This is a genomic window from Microlunatus elymi (assembly GCF_007362775.1).
Taxonomy (GTDB): Bacteria; Actinomycetota; Actinomycetes; order Propionibacteriales; family Propionibacteriaceae; genus Microlunatus; species Microlunatus elymi.
Genome location: NZ_CP041692.1, coordinates 4,002,793 through 4,022,020 on the forward strand (window position 1 = coordinate 4,002,793; position 19,228 = coordinate 4,022,020).

A 19,228-nucleotide genomic window follows, 5' to 3' on the forward strand; every position below is an offset into this window, starting at 1 on the left:
ACGGTGAGCTTCATGATCACTGGAGTTTCTCTCTTCACCGTCTGGGTCAAGGACATCGACGACTCACTGAAGTTCTACACCGACAAGTTCGGGTTCACCGTGCACACCGACATCACCCTCGGCGACGGCTACCGCTGGGCCACCATCGTCCATCCCGATCACCCCGAACTCGAGGTCAACCTGCAGGTCCCCGGCCCGCCCGTGGACCCCGAATCGGCCGAGGTGATGAAACGGGCGATGGACAAGGGCACGCTGCATGCCTTCGGCTTGGCGACCACCGACTGCCAGCAGACCTACCGCGAGCTGACCGACAAGGGCGTCGAATTCATCCAGGAACCGGCCGAGCGGCCATACGGGACCGAGGCGATCGCCCGTGACAACTCCGGCAACTTCGTGGTGATCGTGCAGCAACGCCCCTACACCGGCGAGGACTTCGCGCACGCCTGACCTCCCGGGCGAAGGGGTCTAGGGTGGCGAACATGCCGCGCAGCATCGCCACCACGACCGCCGTCGACCTTGATCACCTTCTGGACTTCGTCCGGCCTCGGCATCACGTCATCCTGACGACGCGACGATCCGACGGGGCGCCGCAGCTGTCGCCGGTGACCGCCGGAGTCGACGCGTCCGGCCGGATCGTGATCTCCAGCTATCCCGGCCGGGCGAAGACCCGCAATGCCGAACGGCGACCGCAGGTGTCGGTGCTGGTGCTGTCCGACGACTTCGGCGGCCCCTGGGTGCAGGTCGACGGCGAGGCCGAGGTGCTGCACACGCCGGAGGCGATCGACGGCCTGGTGGACTACTTCCGCTGCATCTCCGGCGAACACCCCGACTGGGACGAATACCGGGAGGCGATGCGGGTGCAGGGCAAGTCGTTGATCCGGATCACTCCGACCCGTTGGGGCCCGATCGCCACCGGCGGCTTCCCCGCCGACGTCGCCGCCCGGTTGGACGCGCAGGACTGACGCTCAGCGGCGGGTCCTCAATCGAGTCGGTTGGCCAGCCGTACGGCCTGGGCCCGGTCGCGAATGCCGAGCTTGGCGAACAGGTTGTTGATGTGGGTCTTGACCGTCGCCGTACTGACGAAGAGTTTGTCGGCGATCTCCGCGTTGTTCAGTCCGTCGCCGATCAGCCGGAGCACTTCGCGTTCTCGGCGCGTCAACTCGTCCAATCCGCCGCCTGTTTCATGATCATCACTTCCATGATCGTCTGGCGCTCCGGAGCCGATCGGAGCGCCGGAAGTCAACCCGGACAGGAGTTTCGCCGAGACGCCCGCGTCAAAGGTGGCCTGTCCCCGTGCGACCGAGCGAAGTGCGGCGGCGATGTCGTCGCGGGAGGCGTCCTTGGTCAGGTAGCCGCGGGCACCGGCGCGCAGCGCCCCGGCGATCGACGCGTCGTCGTCGAACGTGGTGAGCACCAGCACGGCGGTCCGCGGATGTCGGGTGGTGATCAACTCGGTGGCCGCGACGCCGTCCATCACCGGCATCCGCAGATCCATCAGCACCACCTCGGGCGCCAGCTCGTCCACCAGTTCACAGGCCCGCTGTCCGTTGTCGGCGCTGCCGACCACCTCGACGCCGTCGACCAGGGAGAGCACCGTGACCAGACCGTCCCGGACGATGTCCTGATCGTCGACGATGATCACTCGGATCGGTTGTTGATCTTCAGCCGCGTTCATCGACAACGGTTCCGTCCTTGTCCCGTGCGATCGTCTCGGTCGGCACCGGCCAGTCGGCCGACACCACCCAGCGACTCCCCTGCCGACCCGCCGTCAACGTGCCACCGATCTCGGCGAATCGCTGTCGCATCCCGGCCACTCCGAAGCCACCGCCCGTGCCCGCCAGCTCCGGTACGAGTTGATCATGGTGGGTCGGCAGCGAGTTGATCAACTCCAACCTGATCAACTTCGGTTCGAAGATCAAGGTCGCAACCGCACGACCACCGCCGCCGTCGGTGTCGGGGCCATGATTGTTGATGCCCGAATGCTTGTTGATGCCCGAATGCTTGTTGATGTTGGTCACCGCCTCGCGGGCCACGGCGACGAACGCCTGAGCGGCCGGGGCGGGCACCGGCCGATGTTCCCCCACAAGATCGAATTCGATGCCAAGCTGCAGCCCGACCGGCCCGCGCACGATGGTTTCGACAGCTGCGGCCAGATCCACCGACTCGGACGGATCACCGATCTCCCCGGTCCGCAGCTCACGTACCGCTGCTCGAGCTTCCTTGAGTCCGTCGACCGCCAGTTGCCGCGAGGTCCGAACTCTCCTGGCCGCCTGGTCGCGATCGCCACCGGTCGTCAGAACGGCATCGGCAGCGTCGAGCTGAACCACCAGGCCGCCGAGCGAATGCGCCAGCACGTCGTGCAGATCGCGGGCGATCCGGTTGCGTTCCTCCAGCGCGGCAGCCCGCGCGGTTTCGGTGCGGGCCCGTTCGGTCTGCTCGATCAGCTCGCGATTGCGTTGCTCGAGCTCTCGGGTGCGGGCTGCGAGTTCGCGTTCCTGTTCGCGTCGGATCCGGCTCAGCCGGCGGCTGTAGCCCATCACGCCGATGCCGAGCACCGCCAGCGTGTTGAGCGCCACCGACTCCGCCACCGGCGGCTGGTTGAACGAGCCGATCACGATCGGGATCGCGGTCAATGCGGTGATCACCACCGCCAACCGCAGGTCGACCCGCTGGACGCCGAGGATGCCGATGGTGCCGATGGCGAACAGGATCCAGCCGATCACGCTGGTCTGGATGGTGAGCGATGCGCCGGCCGCCATCATCACCGCCATCACGACGGAGATCCACCGGTTCGGGCCGAACCAGGCCAGCACACCCCAGGTCAAGGTCGCCGCGATGGCCACCGCCGCGACCACAGCAGTCGCGGTCGAGTGCGCGAAACCTCCTTGCAGGACACCGAAGTAGCTGATCGCGATCGCGACCGCGATCCGCAACACCTTCGCGTACGAGTCGACGCGCGACCCGTCCGGCGATGGTTCCTGCTGCACGGCTCCTGAGCTTAGTGCCGACATCGGTCTGCGCTCCGATCATGAAGCTGCCGGGCCGGTCTACGACCGGCCCGGCATCGGGTTGCCGGTGTTGAGTGGACTGTTCAGATCCGGCTGTAGCTGTCGTACGCGACCTGCCGGGACTGTTCGTGCCGAGCCACCCGCTCCCGTACGGTCAGGGCCTGGGTCGCCTTCACGATCGCGACCATGAAGAGGATCAGCGGCGTGCTGGAAGCCAGCGCGAGGTGATCGGCGTGGGCCAGCACCTCGCCGCCGATCCGGATCGCGATGAAGCCGAACCAGACCGCCAGACCGGCCGGCCGCAGCCGAGACTGGGTGACGCCGTTGATGGTGTCGATCTGGGTCATCCGCCCCATCAGCAGACCACCGACCACCGCGACACCGGCCTCGGCGGCGATCAGGACCAGGTCCGCGCCATGGACGTGCAGGGCACCGGGATGGTCGAAGGTCTGCGCGGCCAGAACCAGCCCGACCAGTGCCATGATCATCGGCAGTTTCAGCATGCTGGCCGCGTTCACCTTCGTCCAGCTCATCTGCCGGACGGAGATGAAGATCAACAGGGCCAGTCCGATCAGGATCGGGAGGATTGTGCTGGGAGTCATCGGAGGCATCCTTTTCCGTTGGGTTGGTGACTCCAGTCTTCGGGTTCGGCCCCCTGCGGCCCACCAACCGTGGGTGGAGATGCGGGTGGAGAAACGTCGGTGGCGCTAGCGTCGGATCCGAAATTCCTGCCCGGTCCCGAGCTCGGGAGATGACGAATGGCACACGATGAGAGCCCGACCGCTCGGGCGCTGCTGGCGCTGGAGTTGATCCAGTCCGCGCCCGGAATCACGGCCGAGCGGCTGGGCGAGCGGCTGCGCGTCACCGACCGGGCGGCGCGGCGGTACGTCGGGATCCTGCGGGAGGCCGGATTGCCGGTGGAGTCGGTCCGCGGCCCGTACGGGGGTTATCGGCTCGGCCGCGGATCCCGTACGCCGCTGATGTTCAGCACCGCCGAGGCCCTCGGCCTGGTGATGGCCGTGCTCGACGGCCACCACGACGTCAGCGACAGCGACTCTCCCGTGGGTGCCGCGATCGGCAAGATCACCCGTGCGCTGCCGGAGCCGGTTGCGCACACGGTCCAGGCGGTCCGCCGGGCGACCTCGCCGGCACCGGATCGATCGGCGGCCCGACCGGACGCCGATATCACCAGCGCGCTGGTGCAGAGCTGCGTCGACCGACGGCAACTGCGTATCGACTACCGGCTGCGGCCGGACCGGACCAGGACGATGATCGTGGATCCGTGGGCGGTGGTGGTCCGGCACGCCCGGTGGTATCTCCTGTGCTGGTCGCACACCGCGGACGCGCGCCGGGTGCTGCGGATCGATCGGGTGGCGTCGTCGATCGAGACCGGCGAGACGTTCCACCCCGCGGACGTCGATCCGGTGGCCGCGGTCGAGGAGAATCTCGCCGAGGGTTGGGAATACCGCACCGAGGTGATCTTCGACGGGCCGCAGGAGTTGATCTTGCGCTGCATTCCGCGCAGCCTCGGCCGGATCGAAGCGATCGACGCCGGCGGGACCCGGCTGGTCGGCAGCACCAGTGACCCTCAGTGGTACGCCGAGGAGCTGGCCGCTTCCCCGGTCGACTTCAAGATCATCGGCGGCGACGAGCTCCGTGATGCGGCCGTCGTGTTGGGCCGGCGACTGCTCGCTGCGGGCTCCTGATCAACAGAAGTTGATCACCCGGCCGGGCTGGGTTGTGGCAGCGCCGGCTCACGTCCCTGCAGCGCGGCCGGAATGTCGATCAGCATCAGATCCAGTGCTCGGCCGTCGGTCGGACGGCCCGACTGGATCAACACCCGCTTGCTGTCCGGGCTGAAGATCGGATGGGTGTGGTCGGGCCGCATCTTGTGATCGGTGGTGAGCACGGTCAGCTCGCCGCTGCGCCGATCGATCAGGGTGACGTTGCCGGTGAAGTCGTCGGCCACCGCCCAGCGCCGATCCGGGGATCCGTTGCAGTGCCAGAAGCCCTGCCCCGGCGCCTGACCGAGCACCCGCATCGCACCGGTGCGAAGATCAACAACGCAGACCCCGCTCGGCTTCTGCGCCAGATACGGCAGATGAGCCATCAGGTTGAACATCACCTCGTCCGCCCCGGACACGGTCTCGTGGGTCACCCACTCGTCCGGCGTCTCCACATACAACGGTCGGTTGTCACTGCCGTCGGCTCGTACGGTCCAGATCCGTTGTGGCGCGTCACCAGTGGTCTCGTGGCAGTAGATGATCTCGCCGGGCACCCACGGGTTGGTCTGCACGTGACCCATTCGGAAGTCGACGTCGATCACCGTACTCAGCTCGCCGGTGATCAGGTCGATCCGGCGGATGCCGCCCGGTCCGCGGCCCTGGATCTCGAACCGGAGCCGAGCAGCCTCACGTTCCTCGGTCGGATCGAGGTTTTGTTGATCAATCACCCGCCGGCCCGCCGTGGCCAACGCGGCGCTGCGGTCCGGCGCCGGGCCGAACCCGACACCCCAGTAGGCCGCCGATCCGTCGGCGTCGATGGCGAACCCGCCGGAGTCTCGCAGGTCAGGAGGCAGCGTGCTGATCACCCGCTCGTACTCCGTACGCGGGCCGATCGAGCCGGCCAACGCGTCCGGGATCAGCGTCTTCAGGTTCAGCCCGATCAGCTGACGTCCCTCGTCGGCCCGGCGCATGAAGTAGAGGGTGTTGCTGGCCGGATCGAGATTCAGGCTCCCGGTGTCGGTGGCGCCCTCGGTCAGTTGCAGGATGTCGCCGCGGGTCTCGTGCACCAGGTAGGCCTGAGCTCCGTCGTCACGATCGGAGCGGAACAGGATCCACTCGCCGTCGGCGGTCCAGGTCGGGTGGGTCTGGTACGGCTTCGAGCTGCCGGCCGGGTGCGAGGTCAGGACCTTGACCTCGACTCCGGTGACCGGATCGGTGTAGTGGCTCGTCTCGCTGGGCAGGAGGCGGCCGAAACCGGTCGGCTCAGGCATGATCATCTTCTCCGTGCTGGTGTCGGGTGTCGGGGTAGCTGATGTCGGGCCGGGCCGGCGTCTGCATGCCGGTGCCGAGGAAGTAGCTGGTGTGCGGCGGCTGGTTGTAGGCGACGTTCTGCCACACCACGCCCAGCCGGTAGACCGGGTCCTGCATCAGGGTGACCAGCCGATGCTGGGTCGGAGCGGTGGTGGTGTAGATCCGCAACGCGGTCGAGTCGGCGGTCCGATACATCAACTCCTCGCGCCAGTCTCCGAACAGGTCGGCCTGCAGCGACGGGTTGCCCTTGGTGGTGTTGTTGGTCAGGGTGCCGGTCGCGGTGAAGATCGGCACGGCGGCGTCGGCCTGCGGGTTCCATTTCGAGATCACCGGCACGCCGGCTGCGGTGTCGCTGTCGTAGTTGTGGTCGGCGATCTCCCGGCTCAGGTCGCCGTCCCACCAGACGTCGAAGTTGGCCGGCGGCAGGTTGGTCGACACCAGGCTGCCGTCGACGTTGCGCAGCTCCGGTTTCTTCCCTTCGGCCGTCGACCCGGAGGCCCAGCCCTCGGCTCCCGGATGGGTCGGGTCGATGTCGTCCATAGCCGCTCGGCCGGTGTCCTTGATGCCGGGGATGGACCAGTAGACCTCGCCGGTGGCGGCGCTGCGAAAGGTCGCGCCGCGATTGCCGTTGGCGTCGGTGTCCTCGTGTGCCGCGAACACCTCCAGTCCCGGCCGGAACGGGTCGAAGTCGCCGACGTGCAGTGCGTCGCCGTGATGCAGATTCGTGTTGTAGAGCACGGATCCGTCGTCGTCCAGAGTCATCGAGCCGAAGACGATCTCGTCGCGTTGATCATGGTCGACGTCGGCCACGGCCAGGTTGTGGTTGCCCTGGCCCTCGTACTGCTTGCCGGCCTCGTCGGAGTCGAAAACCCAACGCTGCACCAGATGCCGGCCGTCGAAGTCCCAGGCCGCGACCACCGTACGGGTGTAGTAGCCGCGGGAGAAGAAGGCGCTGGGATGTTTGCCGTCGAAGTAGCCGACCCCGGCCAGGAAGCGGTCCACCCGGTTGCCGTAGCTGTCACCCCAGTCCGCCACGTTGCCGCGGCCGGGCAGGTAGTCGACCGTGTCGATCGCTCGACCGGTCTTTCCGTTGAAGACGGTCAGATACTCCGGGCCACTGAGCACGTAGCCGGCCGAGTTGCGGTAGTCGGCGTCCTTGTCGCCGATCACCGTGCCGCCGCCGTCGACGGTGCCGTCGGCGGTCTTCATCATCACCTCGGCCTTGCCGTCGGAGTCGAGGTCGTAGACGACCATTTGGGTGTAGTGCGCGCCGGCGCGGATGTTGCGACCAAGATCAATTCGCCACAGCCGGGTGCCGTCCAGCTTGTACGCGTCCACGTAGACGTTGCCGGTGTAGCCGGATTGCGAGTTGTCCTTGGAATTGCTCGGATCCCATTTCAGGATGATCTCGTACTGCCCGTCCCCGTCGACGTCGCCGACACTGGCGTCGTTGGCCCGATAGGTGTACGACTTGCCGTCCGGGGTGACGCCGTCGGCCGGTTTGTCCAGCGGCACGTCGAGATGGTTCTGACTCCACACCCGGAACCGCTGGCTGAGGCGCTGCTGGGCTGCGCCGCCGACCGCACGGATCTGGTAGACGGAGTCGGCGGTGCCGTGTGGATCGACGTAGTTGGTGCTGCCCCGCAAGGGTTTCGGCGTGATCAGCTTGCCGTCGCGCAGCACCTGGAACGCGGTCGAGGCCGGGTCCGAGGCGAGCAGCCGCCAACCCACGTACACCCCGCCGTCGGTCTTCACCGCCACCGGGGATCGGTCCAGCCGCTCCATGATCCGACCATGATCAACAGCGCGGTCGGGTGCCGGCGCGGCCAGCGCCGCACCGGCCGGGATGATCATCGCGGCGGCGAGTGCACCGGCGGCGACGGCCCGGGCGATCGGCTTCCTGGCCCCGGGAACCGGCTTCCTGGATCGGCGTAGTGGATGGGTCATGCGTCGAACCTCCGTTGTTCAGCCCCGAGCACTGGTGGTGGAACCTGAGGTGTTGATCAGCCCTTGACCGAGCCGATCAGCACCCCCTTGGCGAAATGCTTTTGCAGGAAGGGATAGAAGAGCAGGATCGGCACGGTGGCGATCACCACGGTGGCGAACTTGATGCCCTGAGCCGGCGGCACCCAGTCCGGGTCGACCTGCCCGGTCACGTTGGCCACGTCGGCGGAGACGGTGACCTGGCGGACGAACATCTGCAGCGTCCACTTCGACGGCGAGCTGATGTAGAGCAGCGGCGACATGAAGTCGTTCCAGATGCCGACCGCGTAGAACAACGCGAACGTGGCCAGGATCGGCTTGGACAGCGGCAGCACGATCCGGGTGAAGACACCCAGCTCGGTGCAGCCGTCGATCCGGGCGGCTTCCTGCAACTCCTCCGGCAACTCCTGGAAGAAGTTCTTGGCGATCACCAGGTAGAAGGCGTTGATCGCCGCCGGCAGGAACAGTGCGGCGTAGTTGTCCAGCAGCCCGAGCGCCTTGACGATCAGGAAGGTCGGGATCATCCCGCCGCCGAACACCATGGTGAAGATAATCAGGTTCAAGATCAGATTGCGGCCGGGCAGTTCACGCCGGGACAGCGGATAGGCCATCAGGAAGGTCATCGCGACCTGGACGGCGGTGCCGACCACGGTGACGCCGATGGTGACGATCAGGCTGCGCAGGAACGCGTTGGTGGAGAAGATGTAGTTGTAGCTGGACATCACGAACTTGTGCGGCCAGATGAAGAACGGCCTGGACGTGATCTCGGCCTCGCCGGCGAACGAGCCGGCGATCACGTACAGGAACGGCAGTACGGTGATCAACGCCAGCCCGATCAAGATCAGATAGTTCAGACTGTCGAAGATCGTGCCGGACACGCTGCGCCGGATCCGGCGACTCTTGATCTTCTGCTGTGGCTTGCGTTGGTCGCCGATCGCCAGACCGGTCGAGGTCTCGGTGGTCCGCGCGGAGCGCGGCGCTGGATCAGATGTAGTCATTGCGCTCTCCCCTCAGAACAAGCCGGTCTGGCCGAGACGGCGGGCGAGCCAGTTCGAGCCGAAGATCAAGATGATGCCGACCACGGCCTTGAACAGACCGACCGCGGTGGAGTAGCTGTACTGGCCCTGGGTGATGCCGATGTAGTAGACGTAGGTGTCGAACACGTCGGCGACGTCGCGGTTGAGACTGTTGGTCATCAGGTAGATCTGTTCGAAGCCGCTGTCCAGCAGGTTGCCGGTCATCAGGATGGCCATGATCACGACGGTGGAGCGGATCGCCGGCAGGGTGATGTGCCACGTCTGCTTCCACCGATTCGCGCCGTCGATCCGCGCAGCCTCGTACAGGTTCTCGTCCACGCCGGCGAGTGCGGCCAGATAGATGATCGTCCCCCAGCCGGTGGACTTCCACAGCGTCTGCAAGATGATCAACGGCCGGAACCAGTGCGGATCGGACAGGAAGTCGAAGTTGGCGCCGAAGATCGAATTCATCAGATGCGTGATCGCACCGGTGTCCATCGCGAACAGCAGATAGGTCAGCGACGCCACGATCGTCCAGGACAGGAAGTGCGGGATGTAGATCAACGACTGCACGCTGCGCTTGAGGACCTGCAACCGGACCTCGTTCAACAGCAACGCGACGATGATCGGCGCCGGGAAGGCGAAGACTGCATGCAGCAAAGCCAAGATCAATGTGTTGGCCATCAACCGACCGAAGTCCGGGCTGGCGAACAACTCCTGGAAATGCTCGAATCCGACCCAGGGACTACCCCGGAATCCCAAGAAGGGAAGGTAATCCTGGAAGGCGATGGTGATCCCGTACATCGGCGCGTACTTGAAGATCACGAAGTACGCGGCGCCCGGGATCAGCATCAGGTAGAGCCAGCGGAAGCGGTACATCCTCCGCGCCAAGCTGACCTTGCGGGGCACGATCGGCTCGTCCGGGGCCGGGGAGGCCCCGGAGTCCGGACGGAGCTGATCAACTGCTGCAGCAGACACCAGGCCTCAGCCCTTCTGGTAGAGATCGCTCAGCTCCTGGGCGACTTGGTCGCCGCCGGAGCTGTGCCAGCGCTGGATCTCGGACTTGAACTTGACCAGATCGATCTGGCCGGCCAGGTACTTCAGCAGCGCGTCGCCGACGATCAGATCGAGCTGAGCACCCTTGCTGACGTAGGTCGGCGAGACGTAGGGCAGGCTCGGGTCGAACACGGCATGCTCCAAGTCGGACTTGTGGAACGCGTCACGCTTGGCCGCCAGAGCGTCCGGCTTGGTCTTGTACGCCTTGTAGCCGCCGACCGCCATCCCGAGCTGAGCGAACGACTTGACGTTCGCGCCGATCTCCTCGTCCTCCTTGACGTTCTCGTTGATGGTGACCGCGTAGCCGTCCTTGACGTCGAAGTTCTTGCCCTGGATGCCGTTGTTCAGCAGCACCTGCCCTTCCTTGGTGTTGAGCTTGGCCAGCACCTTGAGCACCTCGTCCAGGCCGGACTCGTCGCGCACACTCTGCTTGGAGATCGCGATGAAGCCGTTGTAGCCGGTGGTCGGGTAGGCGTGCAGTTGGCCGTCCGGACCGGTCAGGGTGCCGGTCATGTCGACGTACTTCGTGTAGTGCTTGGGATCCTTCTCCTGGAACAGAGCCTGCAGCGCGAGACCCCGGGAGCTGACGTCGAGGATCATGCCGCCGTCGCCGTTGAAGAACGGGTCGTTCCACTTGGCGCTGTCCAGGGTGGCGAAGTCCTTGTTGACCAGACCCTCGTCGATCATCTTCTTGATGAAGTCGACGGCCTCGAAGAACTCGTCGGTGTCGAACCCGGGGACGAACTTGCCGTTGTCCACCTTCCACTTGTTCGGTGCGCCGTACCAGACCTCGATCACGTCGTACGGACTGGCTGAGCCGTAGCCGCCGGGCCACTTCGGGATGATCAGCCCGGTGCAGTCCTTCTTGCCGTTCGGCTTCTCGGTGTGGAAGGCCTTGGCGATGTCGTACAGATCCTGGGTGGACTTCGGCAACTCCAGATTGAGCTTGTCCAGCCAGTCCTTGCGGATGCTGAGGGCGCTGCGCATCGCGTCGCGGCCCTTGTAGATGCCGTAGATCTTGCCGTTGATCGAGGAGTTCTTCTGGATCTGCTCGTTGTCGGACTTGAGCTCGGGGTACTTGCCGATCTTGTCGGTGAGCTCCCAGAATGCGCCGGCTTCGGCGGAGCGGACGAAGGTCGGCGACTTGTCCGCGGCCATCAGCATCGGGATCTTGTCCGAGGCCAGGGTGACGTTGATCTTGTCGTCGTAGCTGGCATTCGGCACCCAGCTGATGTCCAACTTCTTGCCGATGAACTTCTCGATCGCCTGCTGCATCTCGCCGGTCGCGGCCGGCGCGGAGGTGTCGTACAGCGGCAGCATCATCGTCAGGGTGCTCAGGTCGGACTTGCCGCCGCTGCCCTTGCTGCCGCTGTCGTCGCCACCGCAACCGGTTACTCCGACCGCGGTGGCCGCCAGTGTCCCGGCGCCGGCGAACATCAGGAATTTCCGTCGATCCATGATCGTGCCTTTCTTTTCCGGCTCGCTGCATTGGGGCCGGCCAGTCGTGAATGATTGGGGTCGTTCGTGCGCGCCGCGATCCTCCGATCGCGATCGCCAGCGGATGAGCTCAGTGCGTACGAAGAGGTTCGGTGGGCAGCGCGAACACGTCGTCGTTGCCGCGGGTTCGTCCGCCGACATGATCAACTTGTTCGGTGGCGGCGGCGCGGCGAGCCTCGTTCTCGGTGAAGAACCTCAGGCCGAGCCAACTGCTGGTGTGCAGCCAGACGCCGACCGCGATCGGCGCCAAGATGATGATCTTGTACGTGCCGAAGACGACGGCTGCGCTGACCAAGATCATCAACACGCTCCACAGCGGTCGAGCGAAGACGATCCGGATGGCCTGCAGCAGGTACCGGTGCCGACGCAGGTCGTAGAACGCATACAGGGCAGGCAAGTAGCACGCGGCTAGGGCCATCAGGGCCAGCGCGGCCAGGGTGAGCAGCCGCGGCGTGAGCTGCGGCACGCCGGCGAACCACTGCAGATTGAGCAGCAGCAAAAGCATGATCAACAGGGCCGGGGTGAGAGCCAGGTTGGCCGAGACGAACTCGCTGCGGTAGATCCCGACGGCGTCGCGGAACCGCACCCGCTCGCCCCGGCTGCGGCGCCGGACTGCGATCGCACCGGTGGCCGAGGCCGGGGCTGCGCCGAACACCCCGAGACCGATCGCGGTCAACAACCACCACCAGATGCTGAGCTTGATCATCCAGGCCACGGTGTCGGCCGCAGCCTGCGCTTTCGTCGTCCAGTGTTCCGTCATCGGCACCTCCTCATTGAGTGCTGGACCGCGGAGAGGCTGTCATCGCTGTGATCGTTTACAGCCGCGGTCACACTAGGGGAAAGCGGTCTCCGCGGTCAAGGCACCATCGCCGCTATCGCAACGAGAACGGGAATCCGTGACGCAATTGATACCTGGTCGATGCTTCGAACGGGGCCGATCGGCGAGTCGGAATCCGTCACAAAACCGCACAGTATTGTCAGCGATCACGGTCCGGTTGCTAGTCTGCAGCCCGTGGTGACACCGGACCGGCGTGCCCCTCAGAGGCCAAGGGCGGGCCGGCGACGGCCGACGATCCACGACGTCGCCCGCGAGGCCGGGGTCTCGTACGGGACCGTGTCCCGCTTCCTCAACGGCGGCAAGTGGGTGAGCGCCGAGGCACGGCGATCCATCGAGCGGGCGATCTCCCGTACCGGTTACACGGCCAACCCGCATGCTCGATCACTGGTCACCGGACGCTCCGGTTCAATCGCATTCCTGCTGCCCGAACCGCAGCATGTGCTCTTCGAGGATCCGAACCTGTCGATCCTGCTCCGCGGCGTGACGCAGGCAGTGTCGGACCGCCAACTCGCGTTGATCTTGATGATCGCGAGCACCGACGCCGAGCGTGATCGGGTGGTCGAGTACCTGGCGGGCGGCCACGTCGACGGGGTGCTGCTGATCTCCTCGCACAACGGCGATCCGCTGCTGCCCCGGCTGGCGGCTGCGGACGTACCCGTCGTTGCCACCGGCCGTCCCGGCTTCGAGGAGTCGATCGGCACGGTGACCGCGGACGACTTCGCCGGCGCTCGCAGCGCGGTCGATCATCTGCTCCGCGTCGGCCGTCGGCGGATCGCCACCATCACCGGCCCGCAGGACACGTCGGGCGGCACCGAACGTTTGCGCGGATTCCGGCAATCGCTGGCATCCCACGATCGAAGCGAGGACGAGGCGCTGATCGAGTACGGCGACTGGTCCCGCGACAGCGGCAGCGCCGCGATGCGGAAGTTGCTGGACCGCTGCCCCGACCTGGATGCCGTGTTCGCGGCGAACGACCTGATGGCCGCGGGCGCCCTCACGGTGTTGCGCGACGCAGGCAGGATCGTGCCCGACGACGTACACCTGGTCGGTTTCGACGACACCGGTCTGGCCGAGACCCTCGACCCGCCGCTGACCACCGTCCGCCAGCCACTCGACCGGATCAGTCGGGAGATGGTCCGGCTGATCACCGAGAACGCCGACAGCCTGCCCATGTCCGTCACCATCCCGACCAAGTTGATCATCCGCGAGAGCGGGTGATCAGCAATCCAACGGGCGCGCGGGTCTGGGGGTGGCGCCCGGATGTCTCAGTGCGCAGCAGCGTGCCAGCTGTGGCCTACCCCGACGGAGACGTCCAGGGGGACGGCCAGATCGACGGCGTGGCCCATCTTCTCCCGGACCAGCGCCTCCAGCGCGTCGCGCTCCCCCACGGCGATCTCGAAGATCAACTCGTCGTGCACCTGCAGCAGCATCCGTGACTGCATGCCGGCATCTTCGATGGCTCGTTCGACGTCGAGCATGGCGATCTTGATGATGTCGGCGGCCGATCCCTGGATGGGCGCGTTCAACGCCATCCGCTCTGCCATCTCCCGGCGCTGCCGGTTGTCGCTGATCAGGTCGGGCAGGTAGCGGCGGCGGCCCAGGATCGTCTCGGTGTATTCGGTCCGGCGGGCGTCCTCGACCAGCGACCGCAGATAGTCCCGTACGCCGCCGAACCGCTCGAAGTATTCGTCCATCAGACCGCGCGCCTCGGACACGTCGATGTTGAGCTGCTGACTCAACCCGTACGCGCTCAGACCGTAGGCCAGGCCGTAGTTCATCGCCTTGATCTTGGCCCGCTGCCCCGGCGTCACCTCGTCGGCCGCGACCCCGAAGACTCGCGACGCGGTGACGGTGTGGAAATCGACGCCGGAGTTGAAAGCCTCGATCAAGCCGGCGTCGGAGGACTGGTCGGCCATGATCCGCATCTCGATCTGGCTGTAGTCCGCGCTCATCAAGGCGTCGTAGCCGGGGCCGACCACAAATGCCTCCCGGATCCGGCGGCCCTCCTCGGTCCGGATCGGAATGTTCTGCAGGTTGGGGTCGGTGCTGGACAACCGGCCGGTGGCGGCGATCGTCTGCATGTAGGTGGTGTGAATGCGTCCGTCGTCGGAGATCGAAGCCAGCAGGCCTTCGACGGTCTGCTTCAGCCGGATCGCGTCGCGGTGAGCGAGCAGATAGGCCAGGAACGGGTGCTCGGTCTTCTCGAACAGTCCCTGCAGGGCGTCGGCGTCGGTGGTGTAGCCGGTCCGAGTCCGCCGGGTCTTCGGCATCCCGAGCTCCTCGAACAGCACAACCTGGAGTTGTTTCGGCGAGCCGAGGTTGATCTCCTTGCCCAGCACGTCGTACGCGGCCTGCGCCGCGTCGGTGACCTTCGCCCCGAAATCGGACTCCAGCGACTGCAGATGATCAACGTCGACAGCGATGCCGGTCTGCTCCATCCGGGCCAGCGTCCGCTGCAGGGGCAACTCGACCTCCTGCAGCAACTTCGTCCCACCATGATCATCAATGGCGGTGTCCAACGCAGCAGCAAGATCAACAACGGCACGGGCCTGAACCATCGCGGCGTCGGCGGCGGCGCGTTGATCGGCACCGTCGTCGAAGTCCAACGCGAGTTGATCTTGGTTGCCGTCGGCGGCCTGGTCGGAGACGTCGATCTTGAGCTCGCGTTTGAGGTAGCGGACAGTCAGATCGTCGAGCTGATAGCTGCGCTGATCCGGCCGTACCAGGTAGGCGGCCAACTGGGTGTCGGAGACCAGCCCCTGCAACTGCCAACCGCGGGACCAGATCGCCAGCATCGGGCCCTTGGCGTCGTGAATCACCTTCTGCCGTTGAACATCGGTCAACCAGTCGGCCAGGGCCTGTTCGTCCTCCGGCACCAGATCGACGGTGGACAGGTAGCAGGCCGCGCCGTCACCGGCGGCCAATCCGACCGCGGTCAGGTCACCGGCGCCTGCTGCCCAATGCCCGAGCGGCGCCACCCCGACGCGGCCGACGCCGGCGTGCTCGGTCAGCCACTCGCCCAGTTGCCCGTCCTCCAGCAGGGTGCCGGCAACCTCGAACCCGCCCTCGGGCTCGGCGTCGTGTGCGGGCAGTGTTTCGAGCAGCCGGTCCCGGAGCACCCGGAACTCCAGCCCGTCGAAGAGTTGGTGGACCGCCTCCCGATTCCAGTCCTTGCGGAGCAGGTCGGGGACGGTGATGGGCAGGTCGAGGTCGCAGACCAGCGCGTTGATCTGCCGGTTCAGCTTGACGTCGGCGATCCGCTCCCGGAACGCGTCGCCCGCCTTGCCCTTGATCTCGCCGGCGCGGGTGATCAGATTCTCCAGGCCGTCGTAGGTGGTCAGCCACTTCGCGGCGGTCTTCGGGCCGACCCCGGGGATGCCCGGAAGGTTGTCGCTGGTCTCGCCGACCAGCGCGGCCAGCTCGGGATAGCGCGCCGGCGCGACCAGATACCTCTCCTCGACCGTGGTGGGCGTCATCCGGGCCAGGTCGGAGACGCCCTTGCGCGGGTAGAGCACGGTGGTCTTCTCGTCGACCAGTTGGAACGAGTCCCGGTCGCCGGTGCAGATCAGCACCTCGAGATCCTCGGCCCCGGCCTGCTTGGTCAGGGTGCCGATGATGTCGTCGGCCTCGAAACCGTCCTTCTCGACGTAGACGATGTTGAGTGCGTCCAGGACTTCCTTGATCAGCGCGACCTGACCCTTGAACTCGTCTGGCGACTTGGAGCGATTGGCCTTGTACTCCGCGTACGCCTCGGTCCGGAACGTCTTCCGGGACACGTCGAACGCGACCCCGACGTGGGTCGGCTGCTCGTCCCGCAGCACGTTGATCAGCATCGAGGTGAAGCCGAAGACCGCGTTGGTGTGCTGGCCGGTCTGGGTGGAGAAATTCTCCACCGGCAGGGCGAAGAAGGCACGGTAGGCCACCGAGTGGCCGTCGATCAGCAGCAGCCGCGGCTTGCTCGGATCCGGGCCCGGGGCGGCAGCCTTCTTCGCCGCTGCCTTACGGGCGGCGGCTCGTACGGTTTGAGTCTGGGTCGGCACGGGTCCGACTCTAGACGGCCCCACCGACATCGCCACCGGCCCGGGCCTGGTTCAACAGTCGGATCGCGCGCGGTCCGACTCCGTGCAGGGACAACAGTTCATCGAGGTCCGCAGGCAGGTCCGCCAGCGTTCGGTAGCCGGCGTTGATCAGTGCCCCGGCCGCCGGTCGACCGATCCTTATCCCGTCGAACGCCGGTCCCGGATCGCGGACGGGATGCCTTTCCTCGGCCATCGATCTCCTCCTTCGCCGCTTGACCGACCGCTCGGCCGATCTGTCCGTCAGCGTACGGAAAGACACTTAGGGTGTGCACATGGTTGACGCTGCCCCGACGCCCGATGCCACCAATCTTCCGGACTGGGTTCGAGACATGCCGAGCGCGCTGGACCAGGCGATGGGGATGGAGTTGCTCGAGGTCACGCCCGAGCGGGTGGTCGGGCGGATGCCGGTCGCGGGCAACACCCAACCGATCGGGCTGTGGCACGGCGGCGCGTCCTGCGTGATGGCCGAAACGCTGGCCTCGTACGGAGCGGTGGCGCACGCACGACCGGACAAGTTCGCCGTCGGCATCGACATCAACGCCACCCATCATCGGTCGGTCCGGTCCGGCCACGTCACCGGCATCGCGACCGCGCTCAAGCTCGGTCGCACGGTGGCGATGTACGAGATCGTGCTGGTCGACGACCACGGCAACCGGGTCTGCACCGCACGACTGACCTGTCAACTGGTCGCCGCGCCGAAGTAGTACCGAGTCATCCGACAACCGAAGTCACGGACCACGCCGAGACCGCACCGGCCAACGTCGCGCCGACCGACGAGGGCAGGGAGCAGATCCACGCTGCACGATGCGGAGGCTGGTCTCGGGATCAGCTGACAAGCTCAGGTTGTGGCAAACGATGGCTTATTCGGATGCAGTAGTTGAGTATGGGTTTTGATCATGGTCGATCCATTGGGGTGGGATCCAGTCGGGTCCCGCGTGGCGGCCCTTCGACAAGCTCAGGGCCCCTCCGTCGAGTCCCTGCCTAACGACGCGCCTTACTGCCTTTCGACGAGCTCAGGGCCTTGTTGCGGTTTGTGCGGGAACGGTCGGTTCGGCAGCGCGGTGGGGCGGGCGGATCTACGCTGCCGGCATGGGGTTCAACGTGGCGGCCGAGCTGTACGGGCGGTTCATGGGCCGCTACTCCGAGCCGCTGTCCGCGCTGTTCAGCAACTACGCCGGGATTGCGCCGGGTCAGCGGGTGCTCGACGTCGGCTGCGGACCGGGCGCGTTGACCGCACGGCTGGCCGAGATCCTCGGACCCCAGCAGGTGACGGCCATCGACCCGTCGCCGCCGTTCGTCGAAGCGACCAGCACGCGCTGTCCCGGCGTCGAGGTCAGGCAGGGCGTCGCCGAACAACTCCCCTACCCGGACGCGACCTTCGATGCGGCGCTGGCCCAACTGGTCGTGCACTTCATGCGCGACCCGGTCGCCGGACTGCGGGAGATGAGTCGGGTCACCCGGCCGGGCGGAGTGATCGCGGCCTGCGTCTGGGATCACGCCGGCGGGCACGGACCGGTCTCGACCTTCTGGGAGGTCGTGCACGAGCTCGACCCGAACGCCGGCGACGAATCCCAGCTTGCCGGCGTCCGTGAAGGTGAACTCGTCCGGTTGTTCACCGACGCCGGGATCACCGACGTCACCGACGACCGGCTCACCGTACGAGTGCAGTACCGCGACTTCGACGAGTGGTGGGAGCCGTACACCCTGGGCGTCGGTCCGGTCGGCGACTACCTGGGCGGCATCTCCGAAGCGGATCAGGAACAGATCCGACGCGAATGCGCACGCCGACTCCCCGACACGAGTTTCGTCGTGACCGCCGAGGCGTGGGCGGCCCGTGGCTCAGGTCTCGGCGTTCTTGGCCCAGACGAAGCAGTAGAAACCGAAGCAGGCCAGCCCAGCGGCGAGCACGGTCAGCAGCACCGGCCCGGCGGGTTGGTCGCGGACCAGCCGTAGCGCCTCGTCCAGACCGCCGGCTCGCTTCGGGTCGTACGTCAGCGCCGCCCAGCCGAACAAGCCGCCGACCAACACCAGCGAGATCCCCTTGGCGATGTAGCCGACCACCCCGAGCCCGATCGCGGGTGCTGCGGTCGACCCGCGCAGATCCTCGGTGAAAGTCATCCGAGCGCCCTTGATCACCTGGTTGACGCCGACGGCGAGGATCGCCAGGCCGATCGCGGCCACCAAATACCGGCCGAATGGGTGGGCCATCAGCTGTCCGGTCATCGTCTCCTCGTGTTGCGATCCGCCGGAACTGCCGGAGCCGCCGACGAATCGGAAGGCGCTGATCCCGAGCGCGAGGTAGACGATCGCACGGCCGGCCGAGGCGAACCGTTTGACGGTACGACGTTTCGGATCGTGTTGCTGGGCCACTCGGCCGTGCCCCAGCAGCGCCTCGAATCCCTGCCACGGCACCAACGCCAGCAGGCCGACACCGAGCACGATCAACACCACCGGACCCACCGGGGTACTGGCGATGGCACGCAACGCACCCTGTTCGGACGGCTGGCCGCCGCCGCTCCAGGCGACCTGCAGCGCGATGCCCGCCACAAGCAGGTGCACCACCCCGTACGCACACAAGCCGAGCGCGACCAGCCACCGATAACCGCGGGTCCGGCGGATCCGCTGATTCAGCGCCTCAGCGGTGTCTCGGGCATCGTCGGCAGCGTCCTTGGCAGTGTCCTCGACCTCGGAACCCATCGGACCTCCCGTCGTACCA

General features: G+C 66.4%; 18 protein-coding genes. 6 read left to right on the forward strand and 12 right to left on the reverse strand.

Annotated features, from left to right (window positions below; genetic code table 11):
• Nucleotides 1-12 precede the first annotated feature (12 nt).
• Nucleotides 13-447 carry a VOC family protein gene (locus FOE78_RS18015; protein ID WP_143987514.1) on the forward strand — a complete coding sequence of 145 codons (435 nt, stop codon included), beginning with the start codon at nucleotides 13-15 and terminating at the stop codon, nucleotides 445-447.
• Between the two features lie 32 nt (nucleotides 448-479).
• Nucleotides 480-962, forward strand: coding sequence for a PPOX class F420-dependent oxidoreductase (locus tag FOE78_RS18020; RefSeq protein WP_143987515.1), 483 nt, complete (start codon nucleotides 480-482; stop codon nucleotides 960-962).
• Nucleotides 963-979: 17 nt separating this feature from the next.
• On the opposite strand, the gene FOE78_RS18025 is transcribed toward FOE78_RS18020, so the two are convergent.
• The 3 genes from FOE78_RS18025 to FOE78_RS18035 all read right to left on the reverse strand — a co-directional run bounded on the left by FOE78_RS18025 (nucleotide 980) and on the right by FOE78_RS18035 (nucleotide 3,610).
• A complete protein-coding gene (locus FOE78_RS18025; RefSeq protein WP_143987516.1) occupies nucleotides 980-1,675 on the reverse strand; it encodes a response regulator transcription factor in 696 nt (231 codons plus the stop codon).
• Nucleotides 1,662-2,987, reverse strand: coding sequence for a sensor histidine kinase (locus FOE78_RS18030; RefSeq protein ID WP_168207576.1), 1,326 nt, complete (start codon nucleotides 2,985-2,987; stop codon nucleotides 1,662-1,664). The genes FOE78_RS18025 and FOE78_RS18030 overlap by 14 nt, the downstream gene beginning before the upstream one ends.
• 104 nt (nucleotides 2,988-3,091) lie before the next feature.
• A complete protein-coding gene (locus FOE78_RS18035; RefSeq protein WP_143987518.1) occupies nucleotides 3,092-3,610 on the reverse strand; it encodes a hypothetical protein in 519 nt (172 codons plus the stop codon).
• 156 nt (nucleotides 3,611-3,766) lie between these two features.
• On the opposite strand from FOE78_RS18035, the gene FOE78_RS18040 reads away from it, so the two are divergent.
• Nucleotides 3,767-4,714, forward strand: coding sequence for a helix-turn-helix transcriptional regulator (locus FOE78_RS18040; protein WP_143987519.1), 948 nt, complete (start codon nucleotides 3,767-3,769; stop codon nucleotides 4,712-4,714).
• 14 nt (nucleotides 4,715-4,728) lie between these two features.
• Here FOE78_RS18040 and FOE78_RS18045 read toward each other — a convergent pair whose 3' ends face one another.
• The 6 genes from FOE78_RS18045 to FOE78_RS18070 all read right to left on the reverse strand — a co-directional run bounded on the left by FOE78_RS18045 (nucleotide 4,729) and on the right by FOE78_RS18070 (nucleotide 12,355).
• Nucleotides 4,729-6,003 (reverse strand): PD40 domain-containing protein, encoded by a 1,275-nt coding sequence (locus tag FOE78_RS18045; protein WP_168207577.1) that lies wholly within the window; start codon nucleotides 6,001-6,003, stop codon nucleotides 4,729-4,731.
• Complete coding sequence (locus FOE78_RS18050) at nucleotides 5,996-7,990, reverse strand: rhamnogalacturonan lyase (protein WP_143987521.1); 1,995 nt, start codon at nucleotides 7,988-7,990, stop codon at nucleotides 5,996-5,998. The genes FOE78_RS18045 and FOE78_RS18050 overlap by 8 nt, the downstream gene beginning before the upstream one ends.
• 56 nt (nucleotides 7,991-8,046) lie before the next feature.
• Nucleotides 8,047-9,024: a carbohydrate ABC transporter permease gene (locus FOE78_RS18055; protein ID WP_143987522.1), complete on the reverse strand. Its 978-nt coding sequence runs from the start codon at nucleotides 9,022-9,024 to the stop codon at nucleotides 8,047-8,049.
• Nucleotides 9,025-9,036: 12 nt separating this feature from the next.
• Nucleotides 9,037-10,020, reverse strand: coding sequence for an ABC transporter permease (locus FOE78_RS18060; protein WP_228265877.1), 984 nt, complete (start codon nucleotides 10,018-10,020; stop codon nucleotides 9,037-9,039).
• A 6-nt stretch (nucleotides 10,021-10,026) separates the two neighbouring features.
• The gene (locus FOE78_RS18065) at nucleotides 10,027-11,556 is read right to left on the reverse strand and encodes an extracellular solute-binding protein (RefSeq protein WP_143987523.1); all 1,530 of its coding nucleotides are present in this window, start codon (nucleotides 11,554-11,556) and stop codon (nucleotides 10,027-10,029) included.
• A gap of 109 nt (nucleotides 11,557-11,665) precedes the next feature.
• Complete coding sequence (locus FOE78_RS18070) at nucleotides 11,666-12,355, reverse strand: DUF624 domain-containing protein (RefSeq protein ID WP_143987524.1); 690 nt, start codon at nucleotides 12,353-12,355, stop codon at nucleotides 11,666-11,668.
• 252 nt (nucleotides 12,356-12,607) lie between these two features.
• Here FOE78_RS18070 and FOE78_RS18075 point away from each other — a divergent pair, with 252 nt between their 5' ends.
• Nucleotides 12,608-13,651, forward strand: coding sequence for a LacI family DNA-binding transcriptional regulator (locus FOE78_RS18075; protein ID WP_228265878.1), 1,044 nt, complete (start codon nucleotides 12,608-12,610; stop codon nucleotides 13,649-13,651).
• Nucleotides 13,652-13,698: 47 nt separating this feature from the next.
• Here the strand turns inward: FOE78_RS18075 and polA are convergent, their stop codons facing one another.
• Nucleotides 13,699-16,380 carry a DNA polymerase I gene (polA, locus tag FOE78_RS18080; RefSeq protein WP_228266237.1) on the reverse strand — a complete coding sequence of 894 codons (2,682 nt, stop codon included), beginning with the start codon at nucleotides 16,378-16,380 and terminating at the stop codon, nucleotides 13,699-13,701.
• A gap of 103 nt (nucleotides 16,381-16,483) precedes the next feature.
• Entirely contained in the window at nucleotides 16,484-16,705 is a 222-nt protein-coding gene (locus FOE78_RS18085) for a helix-hairpin-helix domain-containing protein (RefSeq protein WP_143987526.1), read from the reverse strand.
• 79 nt (nucleotides 16,706-16,784) lie between these two features.
• Here FOE78_RS18085 and FOE78_RS18090 point away from each other — a divergent pair, with 79 nt between their 5' ends.
• Nucleotides 16,785-17,216: a PaaI family thioesterase gene (locus tag FOE78_RS18090; protein WP_143987527.1), complete on the forward strand. Its 432-nt coding sequence runs from the start codon at nucleotides 16,785-16,787 to the stop codon at nucleotides 17,214-17,216.
• Between the two features lie 385 nt (nucleotides 17,217-17,601).
• Nucleotides 17,602-18,465 carry a class I SAM-dependent methyltransferase gene (locus FOE78_RS18095; protein ID WP_143987528.1) on the forward strand — a complete coding sequence of 288 codons (864 nt, stop codon included), beginning with the start codon at nucleotides 17,602-17,604 and terminating at the stop codon, nucleotides 18,463-18,465.
• Here FOE78_RS18095 and FOE78_RS18100 read toward each other — a convergent pair.
• Complete coding sequence (locus FOE78_RS18100) at nucleotides 18,352-19,209, reverse strand: DUF1206 domain-containing protein (RefSeq protein ID WP_143987529.1); 858 nt, start codon at nucleotides 19,207-19,209, stop codon at nucleotides 18,352-18,354. The two genes, FOE78_RS18095 and FOE78_RS18100, sit on opposite strands and share 114 nt — an antisense overlap.
• Nucleotides 19,210-19,228: the final 19 nt, after the last annotated feature.